The organism is Mariniflexile soesokkakense (assembly GCF_039650365.1).
Lineage (GTDB): Bacteria > Bacteroidota > Bacteroidia > Flavobacteriales > Flavobacteriaceae > Mariniflexile > Mariniflexile soesokkakense.
In genome coordinates this window covers 68481-94430 of the sequence record NZ_JAZHYP010000008.1, presented here as the reverse complement: position 1 = coordinate 94430, position 25950 = coordinate 68481, and the positions used below count along the sequence as shown (strand labels likewise).

Genomic DNA, 25950 nt, shown 5'->3' with positions numbered 1-25950 from the left:
GATGAAACGCAAAAAAAATAGGACGAAATGCATTTTTAATTGTTTTTAAGTAAAAGTTTATCGTTTTAAGGTAAAATGATTCTTAAAGATTCTACCATCTTGAAGCTTTACAGAAAACCAATAGTCGTCTACGGGTAATTCGTCTCCATTAAATAAACCGTTCCAGCCTTCACCTAAAGGTGATATTTCTTTAATTAATTTACCAAATCTATCAAAAATATAGATTTTAGTATTGGGTTGAAACATATTGGAAACCCCATACACTTGCCATGTATCGTTAAATCCATCTCCGTTTGGAGTAAATACTTTTGGGAAACCAATTACCGAAATTTTGTCGTATTTAAAACCACAATCATTTTTAACGTCTTTTACAGCTACGGTATAAAAACCTGGATGCACGTTTTTGAATGTGTTGTTTGTTTGATAAGATGCTACAAGTGTATTGTTTTCATCAAATAGCGCATATTCATAATTACCTTCACCAGATACTAAAATTGTAACAGTGTTATTTTGACCTGCATCTTTAATTTCAAAACCGTCAATAATTGCAATATTGGAAGGGTTAACTATAATAACACGGTTTTTACTGCACCCATTTGTATTAGTAACAGTTACGGTGTAAGTTCCAGTATTATTAACTTGTATTTCATTTGTGTTTTCACCAGTAGACCAACTGTATGTATAATTGTTGGGAAAATCGTTAATAATTCCAGCATTAAGGGTGATGGTTTCTGGGAACTTATTTAAACAATACAAAGCGTTTTCATTTAATTCAATCGATGGCAATTTGTTTATTTTTAAAAATACTTTACTAATTCCAAAACAATTATTATTGCTTTCAACTCTGGCATAAATAGTTTGCGAATATGGAAGCGTATTTGTAAATGTTGTACCCAAATTGTTTTGTTCCAATAAAGCATCTTCAAATGTTTTATAATATCTTATGGGGTCTGTGATATTATTTAGCAATTGAATTTCAGATGAAATAGTGTTCATATTAAATGAATTAATACCGTCTTCAGAACCAGTTTCATCGCACGCTGAAAAAACAAAATCATCAATTTGTGTGTAACTTACATTAAGAGTTAATTCGGAAGTATCAAAACATTCTGTAGTATCATTAATAACTTTTACATATACAGGTTGTGGGTTGTCTGTATTATGGTTAAAATTAGTAGCATCCAATTCTATTGTTCTATCACTATCTGAATAAAATTTAGTAGATAAGCCACTAATTCCACCAGTTAAAGCTTTGTTTGCTTCATTTAAATTAAATCTTGTATAACCGCCTGCAATACCATCTTCGTCGCATTGAGTAAGTGTGGCGTTATATGCTATTGGATTTGGGGTGAATGTAACTACTGCAACGCCTTCTAATAATGATTCGCAGTCTCCTGTTTTTGGGTCTATCAAAACTCGATAAACACCTGGTTGTGTAATTACTAAATCAAAATCATTTTCAGATAGAGGTAAATCATTTAGCATCCACGTATACTTTGCGGTAGGGATATTTGGTCCCTTTAAGGTGTAGGTCGTTCCATCACATAAAGGTAAATCAATAGAAGAATATTTTATATTTCCTATAATGTCAATTTTTTCTGCAAAAAATGAGGTTATAAAAGGAGGTAAGCCTTGTGAAGAATATCTAGGAGCTAAACTGATAGCATTATGTTGGTAGTTACATGCAGTTCCCAAATTATTAGGATTATTAATAAGCCCTAAGTACTGTGAGCCTTGGTTATAGGTAACACTTAAAGCTCTATAAATTTTCCCATTAGGACCTAATTGTAAACCGCCTCTATAAAGTGTTCTGTCATCAATTGTTATAGCAGAACTTTCAATGTTTGCTGCCGAAAGGTTGTATTGAATTAAAGAGGACGAATGATTTGAAGGGTTATTACTCCCATTACCAAAAAAATCATTTGAAAAGTTGACATAAAGTAGATTGCTGTTAGGAGAAAACTCTATACCGTAGGGATACATACTGTTTCCAACTTTTCTTATTGATTGTTGGTTGCTTACAATACCTGTATCTGTATCAAAGTCATATAAATATAATCCATTTCCTGTATTTGCGCAGGCCATTTTAGTGCCATCGGGAGATAACTTTAAATAGCCTCTTCCATCTTCAATGGCAAGTGTGCTAAATGTAGATGTAACAGGTGTGGGATTTACACCAGTACTGTTAACTTCAAAGGCATAAAAAGTATCAAAAACATCTGATATTTGATTTTTAGAAGCAAAAGTTACCACCCAAATAGACTTTGTTGTACAATCTTTAACTACAGCTGTTACTTTTTCTGAAGATTCTTGAACAAGGTTGATGTTTTTGGTGGTTAGGGCACCTAAACCTCCATCAAGACTCATATCAACTTCAGAATAGTTTAAGCCTAAATTTATAGGGGCGTTATTGCTTTTAATATCATCAACAGTAAAAATATAATAAATGTTTGGGTCGTTTGGTTTTGGAATAATTATAGCAGATTGTGTACTTGAAGGGTCTCCAATTAACCCTGTGCCGTTTAACATTATTTGATGGTTTTTATTCCAAACTAATATGCCATCTGTATAAAATAATAGATTTCCAGAACTATCTGATATCGAAGTACAACCTTCAATTGTAGATAGCTGGCCATCATTTACCGATGAAACAGAATTATCTAATGGGTTAAATTTAATTCCAGCTCCATAGCCAAAGTACCAATTAGATGCTTCATTTTGTGCGAAACAAATAGCACTAATAAAAAAAGCTAATATTAATAAGGTCTTTTTCATTTATGGATAGCTAAACTATCAAAGATGTTATAAATCATGCTTTTAAACATTATGTAAAATAAAAAGTAGTATGATTTTGGGCGATTATTTATATTGTATTATTCGGGTAAAACAATATAGTTGATTTAACTAATATAAAAGTGAAAGTAGTGATATTTTTGATTTAGTTAAAATAATTATGACTAAGTGCATTATAATTAGATTTGATGGTTAAAAAATGTTCAATATTTAAGCGTAAAATGATTTTTGAAATTTCGACCATCTTGTAAATTAACAGAAAACCAATAATCATCAGAGGGGAGCTTTTGTCCATTTAAAAGCCCATTCCATCCATCACCTAAAGGGTCTAATTCTTTAATTAATTTACCAAATCTATTAAAAATAAGGATTTTTGTGTTGGGTTGAAACATTTCTGAAATGCCAATAACATTCCAAGTGTCGTTAACACCATCGTTATTAGGAGTGAAAAATTTGGGGTAACCAATAACTGAAACTTGTTCCCAGACAAAACCACAATTGTTTTCAATATCTTTTACATAAACATGGTATAAACCAGGATATACATTATCAAAGGTATTGCTTTCTTGATAGGGTTTGTACAAATTATTTTTAGTATCATACAAGGCGTAATTATAAACACCTTCACCAGTAACTATAACTGTAATTACATTGTTTTGCGTAACGTCTTCAACATTTATTTCTTTGAATGTAGCAGTATTTGAAGTTTCTACAACAATGCTTCTTTCTTTACTACATCCAGTTTCCTTGCTAGTTATGGTTACAGTGTATATGCCAATTTTATTAATTGGTATTTGATGGGTTGTATCTCCATCGTTCCACAAATAAGTGTACTTGTTTGGGTTGTCATCAATCAAACCTGCATCAAGGATTTTATATTCTGGGAATTTATTTAAGCAATAATAATCACGACCATATGCTTCCACATTTGGTAATTTTTGTACAACTAAATCAACTTTACTTATGCCGTAACAAGCGTTGGCATTTTCGGCTCTTGCAAAAATAGTTTGGTTATATGGTTGTGTATTGGTGAAATAGAGTGGTAATCTGTTTGTTTCTAAAAGAGCATCTTCATAAGTTAAATAAAAAGCAATTCCTAAATTGCTATTGGGGATTCCCTTCAATATTTCAGTTTCGGCTTCTTTTAAATTAAAAATATGTAATCCATCTTCTGTACCATCATCATCGCAAACAGAGGGTAAAACAGTATCATTTACATCAGTAAGACTTACAGATAAGGTTAACTCAGAAAAAGAAAAACAACTTGTGTTGGTGCTAGTTGTTGTAACATAAATAGTTTGTGGGTTCACTGTATTTCTATAAGAACTCCCATTTATTTCTGTTGTTCTAGTTGAGTTTATATAAAATTTATATGTTAAACCTTCTTCGGGTAATGAATTCTTATAGGCCTCATTTAAATTAAATGTAGTTATTCCGTCTTTAATACCATCCTCATCGCATTGTATTAACGATACATTTTTAGAGAGCGGGTTATTATTAAAAAAAACGTATGCTTGACCTTCTTTTGTACATTCTCCATTATTTGGATTTATTTCCACTTCATAATGGCCGCTATCTGTAACTAGTAAGCTGTAAGTGTTGTTGGGGAGTTTGATATTATTTTTTGTCCAAGTAAAATTTGCTCCGGCAATATTTTCTGAAATCAGTCTATAGGTATCTCCTTGACATAAGGTTAAATTAATATCGCTTTCACCATTTTGTATAATATCTATTTGCTTTTTAAATAAAGATTGAATGAATGGAGGAAGTCCTTGGCCAGATTCATTGGGCGAAAGGTTTATAGCATTATGTTCATAATTACAAGCTAAACCAATATTATTAGGATTTTTGATAACACCCAAATAAGGTAGCCCTTCACCATAAGCAGCGGATAGGGCCCTATATATTCGTCCATCTGGACCTAACTGCAATCCACCCCGATAAAGTTGTCTTTCTTCTATTACAATCTGGGAGTTTTGAATATTAGTGCCAGCAACATTGAACTGAGTTAATGTAGAGCGATGATTTTCAGGGACTTCATTGTTGTTTTGATTATTTTCATCCGAGCGATAATTGTTATATGAATGAACATAAAGCAATTGACTATTAGGAGAGAATTCTAAACCATATGGGTTATGATTATCTCCATAGACCCTTAATTCAACTGGATTTGATACAATTCCTGTTGATGTATCAAAATCATATAAAAACAATTCATCATTAGTAGTGGAATTATCATCATCTACGGTTGAATTTGCACAAGCAAGTTTAGTTCCATCTGGGGATAATTTTAAAGCACCTCTCGCATCTGAAATTCTTAAAGGAAAGGTTGACTTTACAGGAATGGGGTTAACACCATTGTTACTCACTTCGTAAGCATAAAATGTATTGAAAACAGCACGGTTTCCATCCTCTGATGCAAAAGTTACAACCCACATAGATTTAGAAATACAGTCTTTTAAAACGGCGGTTACTTTTTCTGTGGTAAGATTTAAAAGCCTAACATTTGAAGTGGTAATAGCTCCTAAGCCATTATCCTGAGACATATTAACAATGGAATAATGCAAGCCAGTATTACTTTGCCTTGAACCCACCGTAAAAACATAAAAAATATTAGAATCATTTGGTTTTGGAACTATAATAGCAGAATGCGTACTTGAGTTATCACCCAGTAAACCTACTCCGTTTGGCATATATTGGTGGTTTTTGTTCCATATAAATGTGCCATCTGTATAGAATAATAAATTTCCTGAATCGTCAGACATTGTAGTGCAACCTTCATGGGTGAAAAGTTGTCCATCGTTTAAAGAACTTACTGTTTGGTTAAATAGATTGAATTTAATACCAGCTCCATAGCCAAAATACCAATTTGATGCTTCGCTTTGAGCAAATCCAGATAAACTTAAAAAGCAACATATAAGTGACGTGAAATGTTTCATCTTTAAAAAGCAAATGCCTATTAAAGATATTATAAATCTCTCGTTTTTAATAATAAATACGATAAAAATATAAATAAGGCTGTCCAACCCAATACAATGGTGATTTCGTGCCAATGTACCGCATAGTCGTAGGTTAAATTTGCTTTATCTGGAAACTTAGTCATAACAACACGTTGGAAGGGTTGGTCTATAAGTTTATACATGGATTTTAAAGGGAAAAAGTTTTGGGTTTTCTCTGCAATTTCTGCATTTAATTTCCATGCCATGAGTCCAAAAAACAGCCATTCTAAAATAAAAAGAATAAATATAAAAGCTAAGGCAAAGGCGGAACGTTTTACAAGCATTCCAAAGAATAAACATAAACTAAAAAAGCCGACGAGTTTAATAAAGTAGGCTACCAAAAATTTAGTTTCGCTAAGAACAATAAAGGCTTCATTATAGCTGGAGTAATACATGCCAATACAAAATGAAATAATAGTAATTAGCACTGTAGAAACTAACGAGAAAAATATTATGGTATAAAATTTTGAGAGTATAAACTCTTTTTTGCTTAACCCATCAATAAGGTTTTGCTTTAAGGTTTTATTGCTGTACTCATTTCCAATCATGCTTACCACTACTATTGCAAAAAAGAATTTGAATTGCGAGGCGAAAAAGGTTGTGATGTGCCAAATCATGGGGAAATTAAAGATGCCTAATTCACCCAATTCTAGAGTAAAAAAACCAAAAACATTAATCTTAAAAGAGGATAGTAGAATAACAAAAAAGGGTAAAATGAATGAAATGAATATGAGTGTTTTACTTGTCCTGTTAAGCAAAAGTTTTTGTAATTCTAAATTTAAAAGTCGTAGCATGTGGTTGGTATTATTGCTTATCGGTTAATTGTAAAAATTGTTCTTCTAAACTTTCTTTACGTTTTACTAAATGGGTGAGAATGATGCCTTTTTCGAACAGGAGTTTATTGAATTCGTCTGATTTTATGGGTTCGTTTAAAAATGCGGTTACTAAGGTGTCTTGTACTTTTATTTTTCCGAAAACAGGAATACTTTCCAATAGTTTTATTAATGCTTTTTGGTTGTTGCATTTCAGTTCGAAAAAACCGTGGCTTGAAATCATTTCGTCTACTTTTCCAGAATATAGTTTTTCTCCTTTGCGAAGCACTACTACATGCGAGCATATTTTTTCAACTTCGTCCAACAAATGCGATGCTAATAAAATGGTTGTGCCTTTAGCGGCAATTTGCTTTATAACTTCTCGTATTTGGTGAATGCCTTGTGGGTCTAAACCATTGGTGGGTTCGTCCAAAATTAAAATTTCGGGGTCGTTAAGTAGGGCAGAGGCAATGGCTAAACGTTGTTTCATTCCTAAGGAATAGGTGCTAAATTTGCTGTTTTTGCGTTCTAAAAGTCCAACAACTTGAAGTTTTTCGTCTATTTTGTTATAATCGACAGCTTTGATTTTACAAACTAATTTTAAATTTTGAACAGCCGTCATGTAAGGGTAAAAGTTGGGACGCTCAATAATGGCACCTACTTTTTTTAGAGCATCGTGTGTGGTGGTGTTGCCATCAAACCATTTAAAATCGCCTTCGGTTTTGTTTACAACGTTTAAGACAATGCCCAAAGTGGTTGATTTTCCGCTGCCATTGGGTCCTAAAATACCGTACACATTGCCTTTGTTTATGGTAAACGATAACTCTTTTACGGCTGTTAGATGGCCAAATTTTTTAGTGAGGTTATTGATTGTAAGGATGGGCTCCAAAATGTTCTGTTTTTTAGCAGCAAAGAATTACTGCTTTGGTTAGTTATAAAAATATGACGATACTTTGTTCGATTTGTTACATGTTAAAAAAAATAAGTATATTTTGGGTGCGTTAGGGATAGAAACGAAAATCCATTTTGTGAGGCACGAACAAAAAGATTGTAGTGTATAGCCCGACCCTTGTGGTAACGCCCAAAAAAATGTTACTTTTGGATAACTTTATGCACTATGGACGATTTAATAATTTCTAAGAAAAAACCATCTTTCCCTATAAAACCAAAGTTACACGAGTATTTATCTGAGTATAATAGGAATATAAAAATCCCTATCTTTTATGATGATTTATTGCGTTTTCAAGGCTCGATTGTGGTTTATGATAAGGAGGATAATGATACGCTATGGATTCGTGTGTATTATAATGAGTTTGAGAGACAGGAAATTGAATTGTCGTTGAAGAAAGTGTATACTATTTTACATTCGGATGGAAATGAAAATACCATTCCGTTTTTAAGTGTAGATGCGATTGATTATTGCACGTTTGGAAATTCGAAACCTTTTAGAATAAAAATTCGAAACATTTTGAATGACAATTACACCTATTTTTATATTAAAACGGCCGATGCGTCGCGGGTTTATGGTTTGGAATTGGAGCATATGCTGTCTCCATATAATTTAAATTTTTTGGTTTATAAGGATACGCTAATTGAGGAACATATTGCAGGAATTCCGGGAGATGAGTTTATTAAGAAGTTTTTGCCAAAGTGCGATAAATCGGAAAAATCTCAAATTGCGAAAGAGTTTGTAAAGTTTAACGAGCGTTGTATGATTCGGCTTTTGGGAGATATGCGTTCGTATAATTATGTGATTGTGCCTACCCACGATTTTGACCATGTGGTTTATAAAATTAGGGCAATTGATTTTGACCAACAATCGTACGAAGGGAAGTTTAATGTTTACAGGCCCCAGTTTTTTAAGGAAAACCTAAAAATGGTGGAATTGGTATCAGAAACCTTTCAAAAGTTATCTATAGACCAATATAAAATTGAAGAACGTTCCATTTTGGTGAAGCGTTTAAAAAGTTTTCATGGACGGATTGACGAACTTGTAGATTGTATGGTGGATGATGTGATTTCTAAAACTGAAAATATAGATTTATTAAAATCTAAAATTTACGATTATACGTTGGATGCTGAGTTTATGAAATGCACATCTATGGGGCAGATACTAAAAAAATCTTTAGAGTTTTTAACCCAAAATTATGAGAATATTAATCCCGTAAATTTTAAATAGCAGGATTAATTCCAGTTTTCGTCAAAATCTAGATTGTCGTAATCTTCTATATCTAAATCGTCTTCAAATTCATCGAAATCGTCGTAGTCATCATCGGCATCAAATAATTTTTCTGGAGCTTCGTCTGGTATTTGTCCATGAACAAACATGAGGTTTGGATAATCTACACCTTGGGATTCTTCAACAATTTCAGCCAATTCAACAAAAAATGTCCACATGCTTAAAAAGTCGTACACATAAATAAGTCTGGGTTGAAGTTCATGAACCACATCGTTAATGGTTGTTTCATTCATTAAGCGGGCCGAAGCATCTTCACTTAAATCGAACAATGAGATTTCTTCTCCTTGATCCCATTGATTGTTGCTTAAATAAAAGGATGCCATTTCGGTACCATCAAACCCAAAAGATTGGGTGATGATATTGTGTAAATCTTCAAGTGTATCTGTTTCTCGAATTTCTAAATCGCGAAACACATCGTCATCAACATCGTTATCAAGTATAACTCTAAATCTGTAAATCATAACTAAAAAATATTTTGCAAATGTATACTTTTTTATGCTATTTAGTGAAACGATGTAAGGTAAAAGTCATGGCACTTAACAAGAAAAATGCACCTATTTGATGTGCAACACCTAACCACAACGGTACTTGTAAAATAATTGTAAATACCCCCAAAATAAATTGTGCTAATACCAGAATAACTAAAGCATTAATTCCTTTTTGTTGATGGGGTGTTAACGAGAGTTTTCTAGATTTTACCCAAATTAAAACAATAAAAAACACAACCAAATAAGCCGTTGTACGGTGTATAAATTGGATGCCACTTGGATTTTCTATAAGGTTTTTGTAGAAAGGTTCTAAAACGTAAGCTGTAAAGTGGATAAACTGCCCTTCATTCATTAAAGGCCAGTGGTTATGTAATAAACCTGCTTTTAAACCTGCTACAAATGCTCCGTAAATAATTTGAAAAACCAAAACGCCATAGCTAACAACAATTAGATTTCTAAAGGGTTTGTTTACTGGTTTTTTGTTCGGAAAAATTAAATCTAAAGCAACCCAAAGTGTGGCGGCAAATGTTAGGAATGCTGTTGTTAAATGGGCAGCGAGCCTAAAATGGCTTACATCGGGCATATCTACCAAACCACTTTTTACCATATACCAACCTAAAAAACCTTGGAATGCACCAAGCCCTAACAATACCATACATTTTAAAATGGTTTTTTTGGTAAGTTGTTTTCTTATTAAAAAATAAACAAAAGGAATGATAAAAACCAAACCTATTATCCTGCCAATAACACGATGGAACCACTCCCAGAAATAGATGCTTTTAAAATCGTCTAATTCAAAGTGGTTGTTGAGTTTTTGATATTCTGGGTACTGTTTGTATAAATCGAACGCTTCTTGCCATTCTTTTTCGCCAATTGGCGGCATGGTACCAGAAATCAATTTATAATTGGAGATTGATAAACCAGAATCGGTTAACCGGGTAATGCCGCCAACAATTACCATAATGAATATGAGTAGGCAGCCTGTTAATAACCAATAGATTACGTGTTTGTTGTCCTTTTTCAAAGTTTCAAAGTTTCAAAGTTTCAAAGTTTCAAAGTTTTATGCTTTGATTTTTTTAATGAAACTGGTTAACATTCGTTCAATTTCTCTTGTGTTTTTCGTAAAGTCTATTAAAATTTTCTTTTTTCAAAAACTTTAAATTATACGCTATTTCAATTTGTGTTTGTAATTCGAATAAAGAACTTAAAGCAATATTTAAAAACCTTAAATAATCTTTTAGACCTTCTCTTCCATAGCCTTCAGCTATATTACTAGGTATAGATGTAGCGGATCTTTTTATTTGTGAAGTTAAAGCATATAATTCTTCCGATGGAAATACTTTAACTTCTTTATAAATTTCGGTAACTAAAATCATAGACTTTTGCCAAATAAGTAATTTTCTAAACGTATTATTGCTTTCCATATTACTTTGACTCTTTGTCACTTTGAAACTTTGTGTCTTTGAATCTTTGAATCTTTGAGACTTCTAAACCCAACCGTTCACCTTCCTTCAACATTAATTGATAAGCTGCTTCATGTTCATTAGGAATGTCTCCTTCCAAAATAGCTTCTTTAATGGTTTCTTTGATGATGCCAATTTCTTTTGAAGGTTTTAAGCCAAATGTTTCCATGATTTCTTCACCAGAAATTGGTGGTTGAAAATTACGCACATGGTCGCGCTCTTCAACTTCAATAATTTTTTCACGAACAATTTTAAAGTTGTTATGGTATTTATTGAATTTTTTAGGGTTTTTTGTGGTAATGTCTGCTTCGCAAAGCGTCATTAAATCGTCTACAAATTCGCCTGCATCAAAAACCAATCTACGAACTGCGGAATCTGTAACTTCATCATTTGCCAACACAATGGGGCGCGAACTCATAAATACCATTTTCTGCACAAATTTCATTTTCTCATTCAAGGGCATTTTCAACCTTTTGAATAAACGGTATACCATTTTAGAGCCTTCGAACTCATGCCCATGAAAGGTCCAGCCCACTTTTTTATTGAACTTTTTTGTTGGGGCTTTTCCTATATCGTGCAATAATGCAGCCCATCGTAACCAAAGGTCATCAGTATTTTTGGCAATGTTATCAACTACTTCTAGGGTATGATAAAAATTGTCTTTATGGCGCTGGCCTTCCACTTCATCAATACCTTTCAAGGCTATAAGTTCGGGTAGGATGTGTTTTAAAAGTCCTGTTTTTTCTAAAAGTAAATAACCAATTGAAGGTGTTTTGCTCTCTAAAATTTTATTAAGTTCAACTACAATACGTTCGTTGGTAATTATTTTTATTCTTTCTGAATTTCTAGAAATAGCATCTAAAGAATTTTGCTTTATGGTGAAATTTAATTGGGTTGCAAACCTAATAGCACGCATCATTCGTAAAGGGTCGTCGCTATAAGTAATATCTGGATTTAATGGGGTGCGAATGGTTTTGTTTTCTAAATCTTGAATACCATTAAAGGGATCCAGTAAATTACCGAAATTAGCTTCGCTTAAATCTAAAGCTAAAGCATTTATTGTAAAATCGCGACGGTTTTGGTCGTCTTCTAAACTGCCATTTTCTACAGCTGGGTTTCTACTATCTTCGGTATACGATTCTTTACGTGAGCCAACAAATTCTACTTCAATATCATTGTAAAGTAGCATGGCGGTTCCGTAGGTTTTAAAAACTTGGACTTTTGGTTTGTTTGGTAGGTTTTTAGCAACTTGTTTGGCAAGTTTTATACCATCGCCAATGGCTACCACATCAATATCTTTAGCAGTACCACGTTTTAAAATAAAATCCCGCACAAAACCACCAATAACGTAACTGTCTAGATTTAATTCTTTGGCAGACTGTGAAATGGTTTTAAATATTTTGTGGTGTAATGCTTCTTTGTAATTCATTGATGAAATTTCAATAATCAAATTCCAAATTCCAAAAACATATTTCTTGGAATTTGGTGCTTGAAATTTGTGTTTTTATTCACGAATAATCTTTACAACACCATTGTTACTTAACTTAATAATAGATGATGGCTTGCTACAAATTTTTTCGTGGTGCAAATTTACAACATAGTCTACACCTTTTAAAATGGCTGGTTGTATTTCTTTAAATGAATTTGGCGTTGGAAAACCACTAATGTTTGCCGAGGTTGAAACAATGGCACCATTAAGCCTTCTACAAAGTTGAAAACAAAAGTCATCATCAGGAATTCTTATGGCAATGGTACCATCTTCAGCTACTAAATTTGAAGCTAAATTTTGAGCATCATCATAAATAATGGTGGTTGGTTTATCGGTCACATCAATAATATTTAAAGCCATTTCGGGTATTTGTTTTACATACTTTTTCAACATTCTGTCATCGGCAACTAAACATATTAGAACTTTACCATATACGCGTTGTTTTAGAGCGTACACTTTTTTTACTGCTTCGGGGTTAGTAGCATCGCAACCAATGCCCCAAACAGTGTCTGTTGGGTAGAGAATGAGTCCGCCTTCTTTTAAAGTTTGTAATGCTTTATTTATTTCTCCAATCATTTTATGAATCTTATATTTGCTACGGTGCAAATTTACAACAGAAAATTATAATGTTTTGTTTTAAATTGAATAGATTGCACTGTAAAAATTATAGTAAGGTTATTTTAAGTAAATGAAAGAAATTAAGGTGTTTAGTGAAAGTTTAGAAGATGATTTTAAAACAAAATTAACTAAAATAATTCATGATTTTGATATATATGATGGTGGTGTAGGTGACCGAAATGTTATTAAAATTATTGAATTAGACAGCCTTAAATTAAATATAAAAGCCTTTAAAATTCCGAACGCGATAAACAAAATAGTTTATAATTTTTTTAGAAAAAGTAAGGCGCAACGTTCGTTTGAATATGCAAAAAAACTTTTAGAGTTAGGTGTTGGAACCCCAAAACCTATGGCGTATTTTGAATGTAAATCACTATTTAGCTTTAAAAAAAGTTTTTATGTTAGTGAACAATTGGATTGCGACATGACGTATCGAGAACTAACTAAAGATTTCACTATTCCTAATTACGATAATATACTGAGAGCTTTTACTAGGTTTACTTATGCCTTGCACGAAAAAGGCATCCATTTTTTAGACCATTCCCCAGGAAACACTTTAATTAAAAAGAATGGTGATCATTATGATTTTTATTTGGTTGATTTGAACAGAATGAATTTTGGACCTTTAGATTTAGAAACCAGAATTAAAAACTTTGCACGTTTAACCATTCATAAATCGATGGTGGAGGTGATGAGCGATGAATATGCAAAATGTACGGGTGAAGATTACAAGAAAATATTCAATTTAATGTGGTATGAAACTGAGGTTTTTCAGGAGAAATTCCACAGAAAAAAAAGACTGAAAAAGAAATTAAAAATCAAGAAATAGCTAAGAATTTATTTTCCAAAGTCTATATAACTTCACGTATTTTAAAAACGTCACATTGTAGGTTTGAACACAAATAATTAATCCGTTTAAACCATCTAAGAAACCTAATCTTAAAAAATACGATTTAAAAAATGCCCAAGCTGGTCTGTAAATTATTTTCCAGATAGACGATTTTTTGCCTAATTTATAATAAGCACCAGCAGCTATAGTTGAAAAGCTCTCTACTTTTAAGTTGTGGTCTGTATAATCGCGGTAAACCCAATGCAATAAATCACCTTTTAATTTGCCTGCTTTAAGTCCTTTTTTTAATTTATAGGAATCATGCGGATTAATCCCTTTCCACTCACCACTTTTCTTTTTAAATAATCGTAGCTTTTTATCGGGGTACCAGTCGGAATGTTTTATCCATTGGCCACAATAGTTATTCAACCTATTGCAATAATAGCCATCAAACTTCCAGTTAGCTTTCGTGTTTAAAACACTGGTTTTTAAAGTTTCTGAAAGCGCCTCGTCTCCATCTAATGATAAAATATAGTCGTAATTGGCAAGAGAGACAGCATAATTTTTTTGTTCAATGTAACCTTCAAAAGCATGTTGAATAAACGTAACATTGAAAGCTTTGCAAATTTCGAGGGTTTTATCAGTTGAAAATGAATCTACTACAATAATTTCATCAGCAATTTCAACTAAAGAACTTAAACATTTTTCTAAGTGCTCTTCTTCATTATATGTTATAATAACTGCTGAAAGTTTAATCATTTATAAAGGTATAAGATGCAAATATAAATATATCAAATACTTTAAGGCCATTTATTTTAGTATTACACGTACTTTTTCTTAATTTGCTATATTTTTAAAAATTAGATTTCAAGAAGATTAATATGCCTGAAATATCAGTAATTATAAGTACATACAATGCTGAAGCTTGGTTGGAAAACGTGCTTTGGGGTTATAGCAGTCAGACTTTTAAAGATTTTGAAATTGTAATTGCCGATGATGGTTCTGGGCCAAAAACTAAAGCATTAATAGATGAGTTTGTAAAAGCTACTAGTTTAAAAATAAATCATGTTTGGCAGGAAGACGATGGTTTTCAAAAATCAAGAATCTTAAATAAGGCCATTGTAGCTTGTAAGGCAGACTATATTGTAATGAGCGATGGCGATTGTATTCCACGTACCGATTTTTTAGAAGTTCACCAAAACAATAAAGAAAAAGGCTATTTTTTATCAGGCGGTTATTTTATGCTTCCTATGGATATTTCTCAAAAAATAACTAAAAATGATATTCTTTTAGGTAATTGTTTCAGTTTAAAATGGTTGAAAACCAATGGATTAAAAGGTTCTTTTAAAAATAATAAGCTTACAGCAAAAGGTATTATTTCTAAATTATTAAATAGTTTAACACCTACAAACCCAAGTTGGAATGGGCATAATGCTTCTGGTTGGAAAACCGATATTGTTGCTATAAACGGTTTTGATGAACGCATGCAATATGGAGGGCAAGACCGTGAACTGGGTGAACGATTAACCAACTATGGTATAAAATCAAAACAAATACGATACAGTGCCATTTGTGTGCATTTAGACCATAAACGCGGTTATAAAACACCAGAATCTATAAGTAAAAACTTAGCTATTAGAGCTAATACAAAAAATAGTAAAGCTAAATGGACCGACTTTGGGATATTAAAGAAATAATTATTTTTTATTCAAGATTGAATCGTTAGCCAAATTATATAGTTTGGTTATTTGCTTTTTTTGATGATAATTTGTTTCGATATGATTTCGCCCATTTAAACCAAATTCTTTTGCTCTTTCTGGGTTTTTACAAAGTTTTATCATAAAATTTGCCATACCATCCACATTGGTTTCTGCAACTAGAAAACCTGTTTTTCCATGTATTACTGCATCTTTTATGCCTCCATGTAGTGTGCTTATTATAGGTAAACCACAAGAGCTTGCTTCCATAATACTTACAGGTGTACCTTCCATATCGCCGTTTGAAGCAGTTACCGAATGTTGTACAAATGCAATCGAACTCTGCATTAAATTAGCAATAGCATTTTGTTCTAAAATTCCAGTAAAAATAACGGAGTTTTGTATTTTAAGCTCGTTAACCAACTTTTCACAATCTTCAAAAAGTCCATTTTTTTTACCAACCATAGTAAGTGTTGCATCTGGAAATTTTTGTAAAACTTTGTAAAATGCATTAATAGTAAAAAGTGGCCCTTTTTTGGAAGTAAATCTGCCAACAGCAAGAAAGTTTTTATTGGTAGTTGTTGAGGTTTGCGGTTTAAATTTATTGGTATCAACGCCACAAGGTACAACTCTTATTTTTTCAGAATTGGCGCCATTTTTTATCAAACCTTTTTTCATTTCTTCAGAAACAACAATGATAAAAGAAGCGTATTCAAATAAATTTTGATATTTTTTCTTGTATTTAATTAGAGTTTTCTTGTTTGTTGCATCATGCCCATGAAAAATAACAACTAAAGGAATGTTTAGCGCTTTGCAAACAGGCATCATATGAGAGGCTGATATACCGTAATTAGATAAAACAACATCTATTTTATTGTTTTTCAGATACTTTTTTACACCATAATTACTAAAAAAGTTATTTCTACCAGCAACGGTTTTAATTATTTTATGAAGTAACCAAAAAGGTTTTGGGCTTAAAAGAGTTCCATTTTCTTGTCTTTCAGGAAATCTACCACTATGTATTGTATAAACTTCTGCAAGTTCAGAAAATCCTGAAATTTGATCACGAATGAAAGTTTCAGAATAAGCATGTTTTTCAGAACGAGTTATACAAATACGCATTTGATTGGATATTTAATTTTCAGAAAGTATAATGATTACAAGTTTAGTAAAAAAACAATTAGCTATCTAAACAAAGTTGTATAGATAGCTAATTACGTTTAAAATTATAGTTTTTTAAACAGCTACATCGTTATCACGAAGCGCATTGTTTAATGAGGTTTTCTTATCGGTACTTTCTTTACGTTTTCCAATAATTAATGCACAAGGTACTTGGTACTCACCAGCTGCAAATTTTTTAGTATAGCTACCAGGAATTACTACCGAACGTGCTGGTACAATGCCTTTCATTTCAATAGGTGTATCACCTGTAACATCAATTATTTTGGTACTCATCGTTAATACCACGTTAGCGCCTAAAACAGCTTCGGTTTCAACACGAACACCTTCCACAACAATGCATCTAGAGCCAACAAAAACGTTGTCTTCTATAATTACTGGAGCAGCTTGTAACGGTTCTAAAACGCCACCAATACCAACACCACCAGATAAATGTACATTTTTACCAATTTGTGCACAACTTCCAACGGTAGCCCAAGTGTCAACCATAGTACCCTCATCTACATAAGCACCAATATTTACATAACTAGGCATTAAAATAGTGCCAGCAGAAATGTAAGCACCATGTCTTGCAACAGCATGAGGTACTACACGAATGCCTTTTTCAGCATATCCTTTCTTTAATGGAATTTTATCATGAAATTCTAATGGACCACATTCAATAGTTTCCATTTTCTGAATTGGAAAATATAAAACAACGGCTTTTTTTACCCATTCGTTCACTTGCCATCCACCTTCAATAGGTTCAGCTACTCTTAATTCACCTTTATCTAATAAATCTACAACCTGTCTGATGGCAGAAGTTGTTTTTTTGTCTTTTAAAAGCTCTCTATTGTCCCAAGCTTGTTCTATGGTTTGTCTTAATTCGGTCATTTTGTATTTTAATTTTTGGCAAATATAAGAGGTATCTGTTAAAAAACAGGAATGAAACCCTTATAATATGAACTTTTAAAACAACCTAATATATGTCGTTAATCGGCATCTTTTCGAAAACCATTCGGGCATTTCTTCTTTCAAAGAAAAAAATAATCGGATGAAATACATTTTTGGTGTTTTTAGTCTTTTAAAACATGCTTTTCATCTGTTTATCGGTAAAAAAATGTCGCTCCACTACTAATCGAAAATACCGACGCATATAACTAATATATTGTGTGTGAGGCTTTGTGTGGGTATATATTTGTCTCATCAAACAATAACAAACAGATGAAAACAAATTTCTACATATTAATAATCTTCTTACTAGCTTTCTCATTTGGTAACGCACAAAGCACTACCGAAACTGTAAATGATGAGATTACTAATACTGTTTCTGTTTCTACTGTTGAAAATGAAGTAATTTTAATAGATGCTTCTGAAGTTAAAGAATCTATTGCTCGTAGTAATAGCGATATTAAACTTTACTTTAACCGTTTAAGAAATGTAGATAACTTAAACTTGTTATTTCCTAAAATCAATAAAGCTATTAAAGCTTAATTAAAACACGAGTTCATATTCAAATATTATATAAGGTTAAATTATTTAAAAGGCTTTCTTTAAAAAGAGAGCCTTTTTTGTTTTATTACTTTATTTTTGCTAAAAAGAACTGATATGGCTCGCATTTTAGCAATTGATTATGGTATGAAACGCACAGGTTTAGCGGTAACCGATGCATTGCAGATTATAGCATCAGGGCTTACAACGGTTAACACCAACGAGTTGCTTCCTTTTTTAAAAGATTATACAAGTAAAGAAGCTGTAGAATTGTTTATTGTAGGCGAACCAAAGCAAATGGATAATACGGCATCTGAAAGTGAAGTGCTAATTACACCGTTTTTAAAGAAGTTGGAAGAACAGTTTCCAAATATACCCATTCAACGCGTTGATGAACGCTTTACTTCTAAAATGGCATTTCAAACCATGATTGATAGTGGGCTAAAAAAAAACCAACGAAAAAATAAAGCATTGGTAGATGAGATTAGCGCCACTCTTATTTTGCAAAGCTATTTGTATTCTAAGTAATTAGAATTTTCAAAAGAATTTATTGCTTATTAATACAATCAATAAATTATAAGTATTGTATTTTTGCAAACAATAACAGAAATTACAACCATGATTTTACCCATTGTAGCCTATGGCGATCCTGTTTTAAAAAAATTAGGAGTCGATATAAATAAAGAGTATCCAAAATTAGACGATTTATTAGTAAACATGTTCGAAACCATGTACAATGCTAGTGGTGTTGGTTTAGCAGCGCCCCAAATAGGTTTGGCCATTCGCTTATTTATAGTAGATACCACACCGTTTTCGGACGATGAAGATTTAACCGATGAAGAACAAAAAGCTTTAAATGGTTTTAAACGTGTTTTTATAAATGCAACCATTTTAAAAGAAGAAGGCGATGAGTGGGCGTTTAACGAAGGGTGTTTAAGCATTCCAGATGTACGTGAAGATGTTTTTAGAAAGCCAAAAATAACCATTGAATACCTAGACGAAAATTTTGAGTTACATACCGAAGTTTTTGATGGCTTAATTGCCAGGGTAATTCAGCATGAATACGACCATATTGAAGGGGTGTTGTTTACAGATAAGCTTTCAAGTTTAAAAAAGCGGTTAATAAAAGGAAGGCTAGCCAACATATCAAAAGGAAAGATAGATGTGGATTACCGTATGCGTTTTCCAGACCAAAAAAAGAAACGATAATATTTGCAAGACAGTATTAAACAGTTGATATTTGCCCTTCTAAAAAAAAATAATTTATGAGTTTAGAGAAAGTTATAGCTATTACAGGAAAACCAGGATTGTATAAATTAGTTGCACAAACTCGTGGTGGTTTTGTAGCGGAATCATTAATTGATAAAAAACGTTTATCGGTGAATGTGCAACAAAATGTAAGTGTTTTAAGTGAAATAGCTATTTATACTTTAACAGAAGAAGTACCTTTAAAAGAAGTGTTTAAAAGCATTAAGAAAAAGGAAAATGGAGGGGCAACTTCGGTAAAAGCTAAAGATAGTAAAGATAGATTAGAAGAATATTTCTTTGAAGTTCTGCCAGATTACGATGAAGACCGTGTTTATGTTAGCGATATTAAAAAGGTAATACAATGGTATAACCTATTATTAGAGCACAATATGTTAGATTTAGAAGAAGATTCTAAATCTAAAAAAGAAACCGTAAAAGATGAGGAAGAATAAATAATTCTTTAGTTTTTGTTATATATAAGGCATAATTTCGACATAGAAATTGTGCCTTTTTTAATTCAATAATATGAATATTTCCAAACCAAAATTAAAAAATATTATTTTTTTACTTCTTATTGTGGTTTTAATTATTCCGCAAACCAGAAAACCCATTCAGGTGTTATTGCATAAGGCCATTGCATTTGTGAAACCCGTAAGCGTTAACGAAGAAAAACTAACTAAAATAACCAACTACAATTGGAAGTTAACAGATAAAAGAAATACGGTTATTAATTTTCAAACCAGCAAAGGAAAGGTTGTACTTCTCAATTTTTGGGCTACATGGTGTCCTCCTTGTATAGCCGAAATGCCCAGTATGCAAGCACTATATGATGATTATAAAGATAAGGTGGTATTCCTTTTTGTAACAAACGATTGGTATAGCGAGATCAATCCGTTTTTAACCAAAAACAACTATACTTTTAAAGTGTATAGGCCAGCAAGCGACTATCCAGAATTCTTCAATATATCAACTATTCCAAGAACATTTTTAATTGATAAAGAAGGGAATGTTGTTATTGATGAAAGTGGAGCTACTAATTGGAATAGCAACAAAATAAGACGCACCATAGATGATTTATTGAAGTGATCTAATACACATTGTATTTCTGTCTGAATTCATTTTTCATTAATTTTAATCACATTAAAAAAATGATGCAATGAAAATGGTAGTTTTAGACGGGTATACTTTAAACCCTGGCGATTTAACATGGGAAGGCCTTAAACAATATGGCGATTTAAAAGTTCACTATCGTACCGGTTTTAATCCCAAAACGGTAATAGAAACTATTGGTGATGCCGAAGTGGTGTTTACGAATAAAGTTCCACTTCCCCAAGAAGTGCTCGAACAAGTACCTAATCTTAAATATATAGGTGTTTTGGCTACGGGTTATAATGTTGTTGATGTTGAAACTGCCAATAAATTAAATATTTTGGTTGCAAACGTTCCAAATTATGGAACAGCAGCCGTAGCACAGTTTACAATGGGTTTGTTGTTGGAAATGTGCCATCATATTGGCGATCATAACAAAGCAGTCCATGATGGTGAATGGACAAAATCATTGGATTTTTGTTTTTGGAATACACCTCTGATTGAACTGGCTGGGAAAAATTTAGGAATTATAGGTTTTGGCAGAATTGGGCAAGCTACCGCAAAAATAGCGCAGGCTTTTGGTTTGAATATTTTGGCTAATAATAGAAGTAAAGATTATGCGTTAGAAAGTGATACTTGCCGTTATGTTGAGTTGGAAGAGTTGTTTGAAAAATCTGATATTATAAGTTTGCATTGTCCGTTATTTGAAAGTACCGAAGGCATCATCAATAAAGAGAATATTAACAAAATGAAAGACGGTGTTATGATAATTAATACATCAAGAGGTGGTTTAATTGTTGAAGAAGATTTAAAAGAAGCGCTTAATTCCGGGAAAGTAGCAGGTGCAGCGGTTGATGTAGTCTCATCGGAGCCCATAAAAGAAAACAATCCATTATTAAAAGCAAAAAACTGTATCATTACACCACATATTGCTTGGGCACCAAAAGAATCGAGAATCCGTTTAATGGATATTGTTGAAGATAATTTAAAAGCTTATTTGGATGAAAACCCTAAAAACGTAGTAAACTCTTAATTGAATTAAGTTTTTTTAATAGATTTTATTATAAAAAGATTCAAAAGAATCAATGTAAAGGCATAAACTGAATCTTCAATTGGAATGGTGAATAATCTAATATTTAAGTTTTCTGAATTATTGTACCAAACCACTTCATTTTCAATAAAACTTCCTGTTAATATACCATTCACAATAAAGAAAGGAACAAGCATCACCAAAAAAGTTAGTAGATAAGATTGAAGTATTTCTGGTTTTTTTGTAACGACTAATAAGGTTAAAATGGTGGCCACCGAAAAGTTTATAAAGGTGTACCATTTATTATAATTGTACATAGAAATGATAAAAAAAACAAGAAACAAGACGTAGCCAATTAGTTTTGTTGTGCCACTTGATAATTTTAAATTCGGAAAATAATACAATAGCGCATAATGTGTGAACACGCAAGCGTATGGAATACAGATAAAAAAGAGCCATTCTTCAATGGGTAAGTTAAATAGTTTTGTTCCTAAAAAGTAATCTGAATTAAAACCCCAAATACCATGTATGGTAAAAAATATGTCCCAAGGAATAAAAATAAGCATGCTGATAAGGATGCCAATTCCTAACGATTTCCAGTATTTATAGAATTTTAGTTTTGGGTAAAAACTAAAAATAAAAGGAACAGATAATGAGCCTAAATTTAAAAGAAGGTACAAATAGGTCATTTGCTGCTTCTAAAGTATTTGAATGGAACAAATAGCATCCCAAAACATTCACCATCTTCTTTTCCTATATGTTTATGGTGCATTTTGTGTGCACGCCTAACACCTTTAGCGTACCAATTATTGGCATTTCTAAAAAGTTTAAAGCGTTGGTGTATAAAAATATCGTGAACCAAAAAATAAGATAGTCCGTAAGTAAAAATGCCAATACCAATGGGTAAACCGGCCCAAAAAATATCATATTTCCAAGGTAAAAAGCAACCAATGCTAACTACTGCGTAAAAAATAAAAAACGCATCGTTGCGTTCAAACCAACTATCATGGTCTTTTTTATGGTGGTCTTTATGCAAACTCCACAAAAAACCATGCATCACATATTTATGGGTAAACCACGCCATAAATTCCATAAAGCAATATGTTGCTAGAAAAATAAGTATAAAAAGTACCGTTTGCATGTTATAAATTTACATTATATTTAATTGATACTTGACATAACTACGCATTAACAGTTCAACTTTTTTAGGATTTGAAACACGTATTCTGGCATTTCTAATTTGTAATGCAGGTGTTTTTTTAAGTTTTTTTAAGAGTTGTCTGTAATACCTATAAGCCATGAAAACACCAAATTTTGCTTCAATAGGGAGCTTTTTAATACCGCTTAAACCTCTTTTAAAATCTTGTTCAATATCGTTTATGATTTTTTGTTTTGAATCCTCGTTTAAGTTACTCAAATCCACATTTGGGAAATAGCTTCTGTTCAATTCATCAAAATCTGCCTTTAAATCTCTTAAAAAGTTCACTTTTTGAAATGCTGAACCTAATGCCATAGCAGTTTCTGTTAGTTCGTTGTATTTATCAGTATCACCCTTAACAAATACTTTAAGGCACATAAGTCCAACCACATCTGCAGACCCGTAAATGTAATTTTTGTATTCTTCATCAGTTAAATAAGTGGTCTTATGTAAATCCAATTGCATGCTTTTCATAAAGGCATCAACTAAACTTTTATCAATGTTGTATTTATGATAGGTGTATTGAAATGAATTCAAAATAGGATTTAAGCTTATTTTATCTTTTAAAGCATGTTCTAAATCTTCAGAAAATCTATTGAATAAATCTTCTTTGTTGTAGTCATGAAAAGAATCGACAATTTCATCTGCAAATCTTACAAATCCATAAATATTATAAATATCATTTCTTATCGATTTATATAGCATTTTAGTAGCTAATGAAAACGATGTACTATAAGTTTTTGTTGCAATTTTACTACAATTGTAAGACACAGTGTCGAATAATGCTTTCATGTTGTGTGATGTTTTAATATTAAATCAGCTACTAGTTTTCCGGAAATTAAAGCAGGAGGCACACCAGGACCAGGAACTGTTAGTTGCCCGGTGAAAAATAGGCCTTTTACTTTTTTACTTTTTAATTTGGGCCTTAAAAATGCGGTTTGCATCAAGGTGTTTGCCATTCCATAGGCGTTTCCTTTGTATGAATTGTAATCTTTTATAAAATCGTTGATGCAAAAGCTTTTTTTAAAAAGAATATGATTTCTCACATTTTGAGATGTTAAGTTTTCAAAACGATCTAAAATTTTATTGAAATAGATTTTCCGTAATTCTGGAGTGTCTTTTAATCCCGGGGCTAGTGGAATTAAAAATATACCTGCTTCATTGCCTTTTGGAGCAGAATTATCATCTGTTTTGCTAGGGAAGCTAGCATAAAACAACGGGTTTTCTGGCCATTTTGGGTTGTCGTAGATAGCTTCGGCATGAATATCAAAATCAACATCAAAAAATAATGTGTGATGATTTACATTGATTAATTTTTTGTTGAAGCCAACATAAAAAAGTAAAGAAGAAGGTGCAAACGTTTTTTTGTTCCAATATGTTTCAGAGTATTGTCTGTATGGTTTAGCTAATAAGGATTCAGTGTGATGATAATCGGCACCGCTTAAAACGATATCACTTCTATAGGTTTTTCCGTTAGAAATAACACCAAGAGTTTCTCCATTATCTACTATAATTTTATCGACAGGCATTTCCGTTTTTATGGTAACTCCCAGTTCTTTTGCCAGAGCTTCAATAGCTAGTATAACTTGGTACATGCCTTTTTTTGGATGAAAGGTGCCAAGACCAAAATCGGCATAATTCATAAAGCTATAAAACGAAGGCGTATCACTTGGTTTAGCTCCTAAAAACAAAACGGGAAACTCCAGAATTTTTACTAATCTATCGTTTTTAAATTCTTTTCTAACATCTCTTTTTATGGTGCTAAAAAATTGATTTAGCTTTTTAATGGTTTGCGGAGTAACCAATTCTAAAGGAGAAACTCCAGGGTTGTATACCAAATCTTTTATAGCGATATCATAATTGCTTTTTGCTTTTTCAATAAACTTGTTTAGCTTTTTAGAACTACCAATTTCTTCTTTTTCAAAGGCAATTTTTATCTTTTCTAATGTGTCTTCAATAGTGATATAATCTTCTTTACCATAGTAAACACTATATGCAGGATTTAATTTTTCTAATGAATAATAATCAGATGGTTTTTTTTTAAAATCTGAAAAAAAGCGTTCGAAAACATCGGGCATCCAATACCAAGTTGGACCAATATCAAAAGCAAAACCGTCTTTTTTAAGTTGTCTTGCCCGACCACCAATAGTACTGTTCTTCTCAACTACGGTAACATTGTATCCTGCTTTGGCTAGATAACAAGATGCTGCTAAGGAAGAAAAGCCCGAACCTATAATTATAATTGATTTTGTCATATTGTTCAACAAATATAATAAAAAGTTAAACAATAAAAAATATAAACTACATTTCTTTAACTAAACTTTCTATCGATTTAAATATTTTAATGTTTTTAGGAAGTGTTTTGCTATTAAAATTTATGATTTTTTGACCTAGCAATAGTAATTTATTGTTTTCTTTTTTAAGTAATAAGTTGTTAAAATCTACAATATATTTTTCTATGGCGTCATCTTCAGGATACACTGTGAAATATGAAATAAAGGTGATGCTTTCAAAATAATCAAATAAATCTGTTAAGCTTTTCATGGGCACACTTTCACCTAAAAAAATAGTATGATAGCCTTTGCATCTTAGCTCATAGTTTATAAATAGTAAACCAATATCGTGTATTTCATTATCAGGTAAAAATAGCACAAAAGTATCCGTCTCAGGTTTTGGTTCTAAGCTTTGTAGACGTTCTATGTTTAGAAGTATTTTTTGTTTTATGTGAACTGAAATAAAATGTTCATGCGCAGGAGTTATGGTATTTGTTTGCCATAGTAATCCAATTTCGTTTAGTAATGGTAAAAAAACAGTGTAAAAAATATCTTTAAACGTCTTGTTTTCAAGTAGATTGTTGTAAGTATTATAGAATAGGAGCTGATCAAAATTAACCATAGCTAATTTAAAAGCATTTATGGCATGATCTTCCACTTTGCCTCTTGAGGCAATTTCCCTTACTTTTATTGGTATTTCTTCCTCTTTTAAACTGGCTATTTTAGAAATTTTTAAACCGTTATTATTTAAATATGAAATGTTCAGAAGTTTTTGAAAACTAGCTAAGCTATAATTTCTAATATTGGTTTCCGATCTATCTGGACTTAATAAATTATAACGTTTTTCCCAAATTCTTATAGTATGCGCCTTTATACCGGTAAGATTTTCAAGATCTTTTATACTAAAATTGACTTTAATATTGTTCATCAATAATTGTTTTGTGTTAAACAAAATTAAGGATATTAATTCAATAAATAAAATTTAAAATATAAAGTGAAGAAAAGTGCGCACGAGAATAGTCGCACCTAATTTTTT

26 protein-coding genes are annotated in these 25950 nt (G+C 31.9%); 9 read left to right on the top strand and 17 right to left on the bottom strand.

Translation table 11 applies throughout. The features are described from left to right. Positions 1 to 57: 57 nt before the first annotated feature. The 4 genes from VP395_RS14025 to VP395_RS14010 form a co-directional block, all read right to left on the bottom strand. Positions 58 to 2775, bottom strand: a complete 2718-nt coding sequence (locus VP395_RS14025; protein ID WP_346242648.1) for a T9SS type B sorting domain-containing protein — start codon at positions 2773 to 2775, stop codon at positions 58 to 60. 221 nt (positions 2776 to 2996) lie between these two features. After that, positions 2997 to 5732, bottom strand: coding sequence for a T9SS type B sorting domain-containing protein (locus VP395_RS14020; RefSeq protein WP_346242647.1), 2736 nt, complete (start codon positions 5730 to 5732; stop codon positions 2997 to 2999). Positions 5733 to 5761: 29 nt separating this feature from the next. Next, positions 5762 to 6586, bottom strand: coding sequence for an ABC transporter permease (locus VP395_RS14015; RefSeq protein WP_346242646.1), 825 nt, complete (start codon positions 6584 to 6586; stop codon positions 5762 to 5764). Positions 6587 to 6596: 10 nt separating this feature from the next. Beyond that, positions 6597 to 7493, bottom strand: a complete 897-nt coding sequence (locus VP395_RS14010) for an ABC transporter ATP-binding protein (protein WP_346242645.1) — start codon at positions 7491 to 7493, stop codon at positions 6597 to 6599. A 228-nt stretch (positions 7494 to 7721) separates the two neighbouring features. On the opposite strand from VP395_RS14010, the gene VP395_RS14005 reads away from it, so the two are divergent. Then, positions 7722 to 8783 carry a hypothetical protein gene (locus tag VP395_RS14005; RefSeq protein WP_346242644.1) on the top strand — a complete coding sequence of 354 codons (1062 nt, stop codon included), beginning with the start codon at positions 7722 to 7724 and terminating at the stop codon, positions 8781 to 8783. A gap of 5 nt (positions 8784 to 8788) precedes the next feature. Here the strand turns inward: VP395_RS14005 and VP395_RS14000 are convergent, their stop codons facing one another. The 5 genes from VP395_RS14000 to VP395_RS13980 all read right to left on the bottom strand — a co-directional run bounded on the left by VP395_RS14000 (position 8789) and on the right by VP395_RS13980 (position 12859). After that, positions 8789 to 9304: an IS1096 element passenger TnpR family protein gene (locus tag VP395_RS14000; RefSeq protein WP_346242643.1), complete on the bottom strand. Its 516-nt coding sequence runs from the start codon at positions 9302 to 9304 to the stop codon at positions 8789 to 8791. A gap of 37 nt (positions 9305 to 9341) precedes the next feature. After that, a complete protein-coding gene (locus VP395_RS13995; RefSeq protein ID WP_346242642.1) occupies positions 9342 to 10355 on the bottom strand; it encodes a COX15/CtaA family protein in 1014 nt (337 codons plus the stop codon). Between the two features lie 76 nt (positions 10356 to 10431). Continuing rightward, positions 10432 to 10755, bottom strand: coding sequence for a four helix bundle protein (locus VP395_RS13990; RefSeq protein ID WP_346242641.1), 324 nt, complete (start codon positions 10753 to 10755; stop codon positions 10432 to 10434). A gap of 1 nt (position 10756) precedes the next feature. Continuing rightward, complete coding sequence (locus VP395_RS13985; protein ID WP_346242640.1) at positions 10757 to 12223, bottom strand: CCA tRNA nucleotidyltransferase; 1467 nt, start codon at positions 12221 to 12223, stop codon at positions 10757 to 10759. A 75-nt stretch (positions 12224 to 12298) separates the two neighbouring features. Then, positions 12299 to 12859, bottom strand: coding sequence for an L-threonylcarbamoyladenylate synthase (locus tag VP395_RS13980; RefSeq protein ID WP_346242639.1), 561 nt, complete (start codon positions 12857 to 12859; stop codon positions 12299 to 12301). Positions 12860 to 12971: 112 nt separating this feature from the next. Between VP395_RS13980 and VP395_RS13975 the strand changes: the two genes are divergently transcribed. After that, the gene (locus VP395_RS13975) at positions 12972 to 13730 is read left to right on the top strand and encodes a lipopolysaccharide kinase InaA family protein (RefSeq protein WP_346242638.1); all 759 of its coding nucleotides are present in this window, start codon (positions 12972 to 12974) and stop codon (positions 13728 to 13730) included. On the opposite strand, the gene VP395_RS13970 is transcribed toward VP395_RS13975, so the two are convergent. After that, positions 13731 to 14489 (bottom strand): glycosyltransferase family 2 protein, encoded by a 759-nt coding sequence (locus VP395_RS13970; protein ID WP_346242637.1) that lies wholly within the window; start codon positions 14487 to 14489, stop codon positions 13731 to 13733. A gap of 122 nt (positions 14490 to 14611) precedes the next feature. Between VP395_RS13970 and VP395_RS13965 the strand changes: the two genes are divergently transcribed. Then, a complete protein-coding gene (locus VP395_RS13965; protein WP_346242636.1) occupies positions 14612 to 15427 on the top strand; it encodes a glycosyltransferase family 2 protein in 816 nt (271 codons plus the stop codon). Here VP395_RS13965 and VP395_RS13960 read toward each other — a convergent pair whose 3' ends face one another. Together VP395_RS13960 and VP395_RS13955 are read right to left on the bottom strand one after the other, a co-directional pair. Beyond that, positions 15428 to 16549 carry a glycosyltransferase family 4 protein gene (locus tag VP395_RS13960; RefSeq protein WP_346242635.1) on the bottom strand — a complete coding sequence of 374 codons (1122 nt, stop codon included), beginning with the start codon at positions 16547 to 16549 and terminating at the stop codon, positions 15428 to 15430. A gap of 114 nt (positions 16550 to 16663) precedes the next feature. After that, entirely contained in the window at positions 16664 to 17479 is an 816-nt protein-coding gene (locus VP395_RS13955; protein ID WP_346242634.1) for a 2,3,4,5-tetrahydropyridine-2,6-dicarboxylate N-succinyltransferase, read from the bottom strand. A gap of 330 nt (positions 17480 to 17809) precedes the next feature. Between VP395_RS13955 and VP395_RS13950 the strand changes: the two genes are divergently transcribed. The 6 genes from VP395_RS13950 (at position 17810) to VP395_RS13925 (ending at position 21446) form a co-directional block, all read left to right on the top strand. Further along, positions 17810 to 18079, top strand: coding sequence for a hypothetical protein (locus tag VP395_RS13950; RefSeq protein ID WP_346242633.1), 270 nt, complete (start codon positions 17810 to 17812; stop codon positions 18077 to 18079). Between the two features lie 114 nt (positions 18080 to 18193). Continuing rightward, on the top strand, positions 18194 to 18604 hold the full coding sequence (gene ruvX / locus VP395_RS13945) for a Holliday junction resolvase RuvX (protein ID WP_346242632.1): 411 nt from the start codon (positions 18194 to 18196) through the stop codon (positions 18602 to 18604). A 90-nt stretch (positions 18605 to 18694) separates the two neighbouring features. After that, positions 18695 to 19285 carry a peptide deformylase gene (gene def, locus VP395_RS13940; protein WP_346242694.1) on the top strand — a complete coding sequence of 197 codons (591 nt, stop codon included), beginning with the start codon at positions 18695 to 18697 and terminating at the stop codon, positions 19283 to 19285. Between the two features lie 56 nt (positions 19286 to 19341). Continuing rightward, positions 19342 to 19776, top strand: coding sequence for a DUF5606 family protein (locus tag VP395_RS13935; RefSeq protein ID WP_346242631.1), 435 nt, complete (start codon positions 19342 to 19344; stop codon positions 19774 to 19776). A 73-nt stretch (positions 19777 to 19849) separates the two neighbouring features. Then, complete coding sequence (locus VP395_RS13930; protein WP_346242630.1) at positions 19850 to 20410, top strand: TlpA family protein disulfide reductase; 561 nt, start codon at positions 19850 to 19852, stop codon at positions 20408 to 20410. Positions 20411 to 20480: 70 nt separating this feature from the next. Then, on the top strand, positions 20481 to 21446 hold the full coding sequence (locus tag VP395_RS13925; protein ID WP_346242629.1) for a D-2-hydroxyacid dehydrogenase: 966 nt from the start codon (positions 20481 to 20483) through the stop codon (positions 21444 to 21446). Between the two features lie 5 nt (positions 21447 to 21451). On the opposite strand, the gene VP395_RS13920 is transcribed toward VP395_RS13925, so the two are convergent. Genes VP395_RS13920 through VP395_RS13900 form a run of 5 tightly spaced genes read right to left on the bottom strand, consistent with a single transcriptional unit; the run spans position 21452 to position 25842 of the window. Then, a complete protein-coding gene (locus VP395_RS13920; RefSeq protein WP_346242628.1) occupies positions 21452 to 22132 on the bottom strand; it encodes a lycopene cyclase domain-containing protein in 681 nt (226 codons plus the stop codon). Then, on the bottom strand, positions 22129 to 22584 hold the full coding sequence (locus VP395_RS13915; RefSeq protein ID WP_346242627.1) for a sterol desaturase family protein: 456 nt from the start codon (positions 22582 to 22584) through the stop codon (positions 22129 to 22131). Before VP395_RS13915 ends, VP395_RS13920 begins: the two co-directional genes overlap by 4 nt. Positions 22585 to 22593: 9 nt before the next feature. Further along, positions 22594 to 23433 carry a phytoene/squalene synthase family protein gene (locus VP395_RS13910; RefSeq protein ID WP_346242626.1) on the bottom strand — a complete coding sequence of 280 codons (840 nt, stop codon included), beginning with the start codon at positions 23431 to 23433 and terminating at the stop codon, positions 22594 to 22596. Next, complete coding sequence (locus tag VP395_RS13905; RefSeq protein ID WP_346242625.1) at positions 23430 to 24896, bottom strand: phytoene desaturase family protein; 1467 nt, start codon at positions 24894 to 24896, stop codon at positions 23430 to 23432. The genes VP395_RS13910 and VP395_RS13905 overlap by 4 nt, the downstream gene beginning before the upstream one ends. A 46-nt stretch (positions 24897 to 24942) precedes the next feature. Next, positions 24943 to 25842, bottom strand: a complete 900-nt coding sequence (locus VP395_RS13900) for a MerR family transcriptional regulator (RefSeq protein WP_346242624.1) — start codon at positions 25840 to 25842, stop codon at positions 24943 to 24945. Positions 25843 to 25950: the final 108 nt, after the last annotated feature.

Bases quoted from the DNA above. Each gene is read 5' to 3' on its own strand.
- VP395_RS14025 (WP_346242648.1), bottom strand. From the start codon at position 2,775: ATGAAAAAGACCTTATTAATATTAGCTTTTTTTATTAGTGCTATTTGT.
- VP395_RS13935 (WP_346242631.1), top strand. From the start codon at position 19,342: ATGAGTTTAGAGAAAGTTATAGCTATTACAGGAAAACCAGGATTGTAT.
- VP395_RS13900 (WP_346242624.1), bottom strand. From the start codon at position 25,842: ATGAACAATATTAAAGTCAATTTTAGTATAAAAGATCTTGAAAATCTT.
- VP395_RS13955 (WP_346242634.1), bottom strand. From the start codon at position 17,479: ATGACCGAATTAAGACAAACCATAGAACAAGCTTGGGACAATAGAGAG.
- VP395_RS13975 (WP_346242638.1), top strand. From the start codon at position 12,972: ATGAAAGAAATTAAGGTGTTTAGTGAAAGTTTAGAAGATGATTTTAAA.
- VP395_RS13925 (WP_346242629.1), top strand. From the start codon at position 20,481: ATGAAAATGGTAGTTTTAGACGGGTATACTTTAAACCCTGGCGATTTA.
- VP395_RS14020 (WP_346242647.1), bottom strand. From the start codon at position 5,732: ATGAAACATTTCACGTCACTTATATGTTGCTTTTTAAGTTTATCTGGA.
- VP395_RS13980 (WP_346242639.1), bottom strand. From the start codon at position 12,859: ATGATTGGAGAAATAAATAAAGCATTACAAACTTTAAAAGAAGGCGGA.
- VP395_RS13905 (WP_346242625.1), bottom strand. From the start codon at position 24,896: ATGACAAAATCAATTATAATTATAGGTTCGGGCTTTTCTTCCTTAGCA.
- VP395_RS13960 (WP_346242635.1), bottom strand. From the start codon at position 16,549: ATGCGTATTTGTATAACTCGTTCTGAAAAACATGCTTATTCTGAAACT.
- VP395_RS13920 (WP_346242628.1), bottom strand. From the start codon at position 22,132: ATGACCTATTTGTACCTTCTTTTAAATTTAGGCTCATTATCTGTTCCT.
- VP395_RS14000 (WP_346242643.1), bottom strand. From the start codon at position 9,304: ATGATTTACAGATTTAGAGTTATACTTGATAACGATGTTGATGACGAT.
- VP395_RS14015 (WP_346242646.1), bottom strand. From the start codon at position 6,586: ATGCTACGACTTTTAAATTTAGAATTACAAAAACTTTTGCTTAACAGG.
- VP395_RS13950 (WP_346242633.1), top strand. From the start codon at position 17,810: ATGAAAACAAATTTCTACATATTAATAATCTTCTTACTAGCTTTCTCA.
- VP395_RS14005 (WP_346242644.1), top strand. From the start codon at position 7,722: ATGGACGATTTAATAATTTCTAAGAAAAAACCATCTTTCCCTATAAAA.
- VP395_RS13910 (WP_346242626.1), bottom strand. From the start codon at position 23,433: ATGAAAGCATTATTCGACACTGTGTCTTACAATTGTAGTAAAATTGCA.
- VP395_RS13985 (WP_346242640.1), bottom strand. From the start codon at position 12,223: ATGAATTACAAAGAAGCATTACACCACAAAATATTTAAAACCATTTCA.
- VP395_RS13930 (WP_346242630.1), top strand. From the start codon at position 19,850: ATGAATATTTCCAAACCAAAATTAAAAAATATTATTTTTTTACTTCTT.
- VP395_RS13990 (WP_346242641.1), bottom strand. From the start codon at position 10,755: ATGGAAAGCAATAATACGTTTAGAAAATTACTTATTTGGCAAAAGTCT.
- VP395_RS13965 (WP_346242636.1), top strand. From the start codon at position 14,612: ATGCCTGAAATATCAGTAATTATAAGTACATACAATGCTGAAGCTTGG.
- def (WP_346242694.1), top strand. From the start codon at position 18,695: ATGATTTTACCCATTGTAGCCTATGGCGATCCTGTTTTAAAAAAATTA.
- ruvX (WP_346242632.1), top strand. From the start codon at position 18,194: ATGGCTCGCATTTTAGCAATTGATTATGGTATGAAACGCACAGGTTTA.
- VP395_RS13970 (WP_346242637.1), bottom strand. From the start codon at position 14,489: ATGATTAAACTTTCAGCAGTTATTATAACATATAATGAAGAAGAGCAC.
- VP395_RS13915 (WP_346242627.1), bottom strand. From the start codon at position 22,584: ATGCAAACGGTACTTTTTATACTTATTTTTCTAGCAACATATTGCTTT.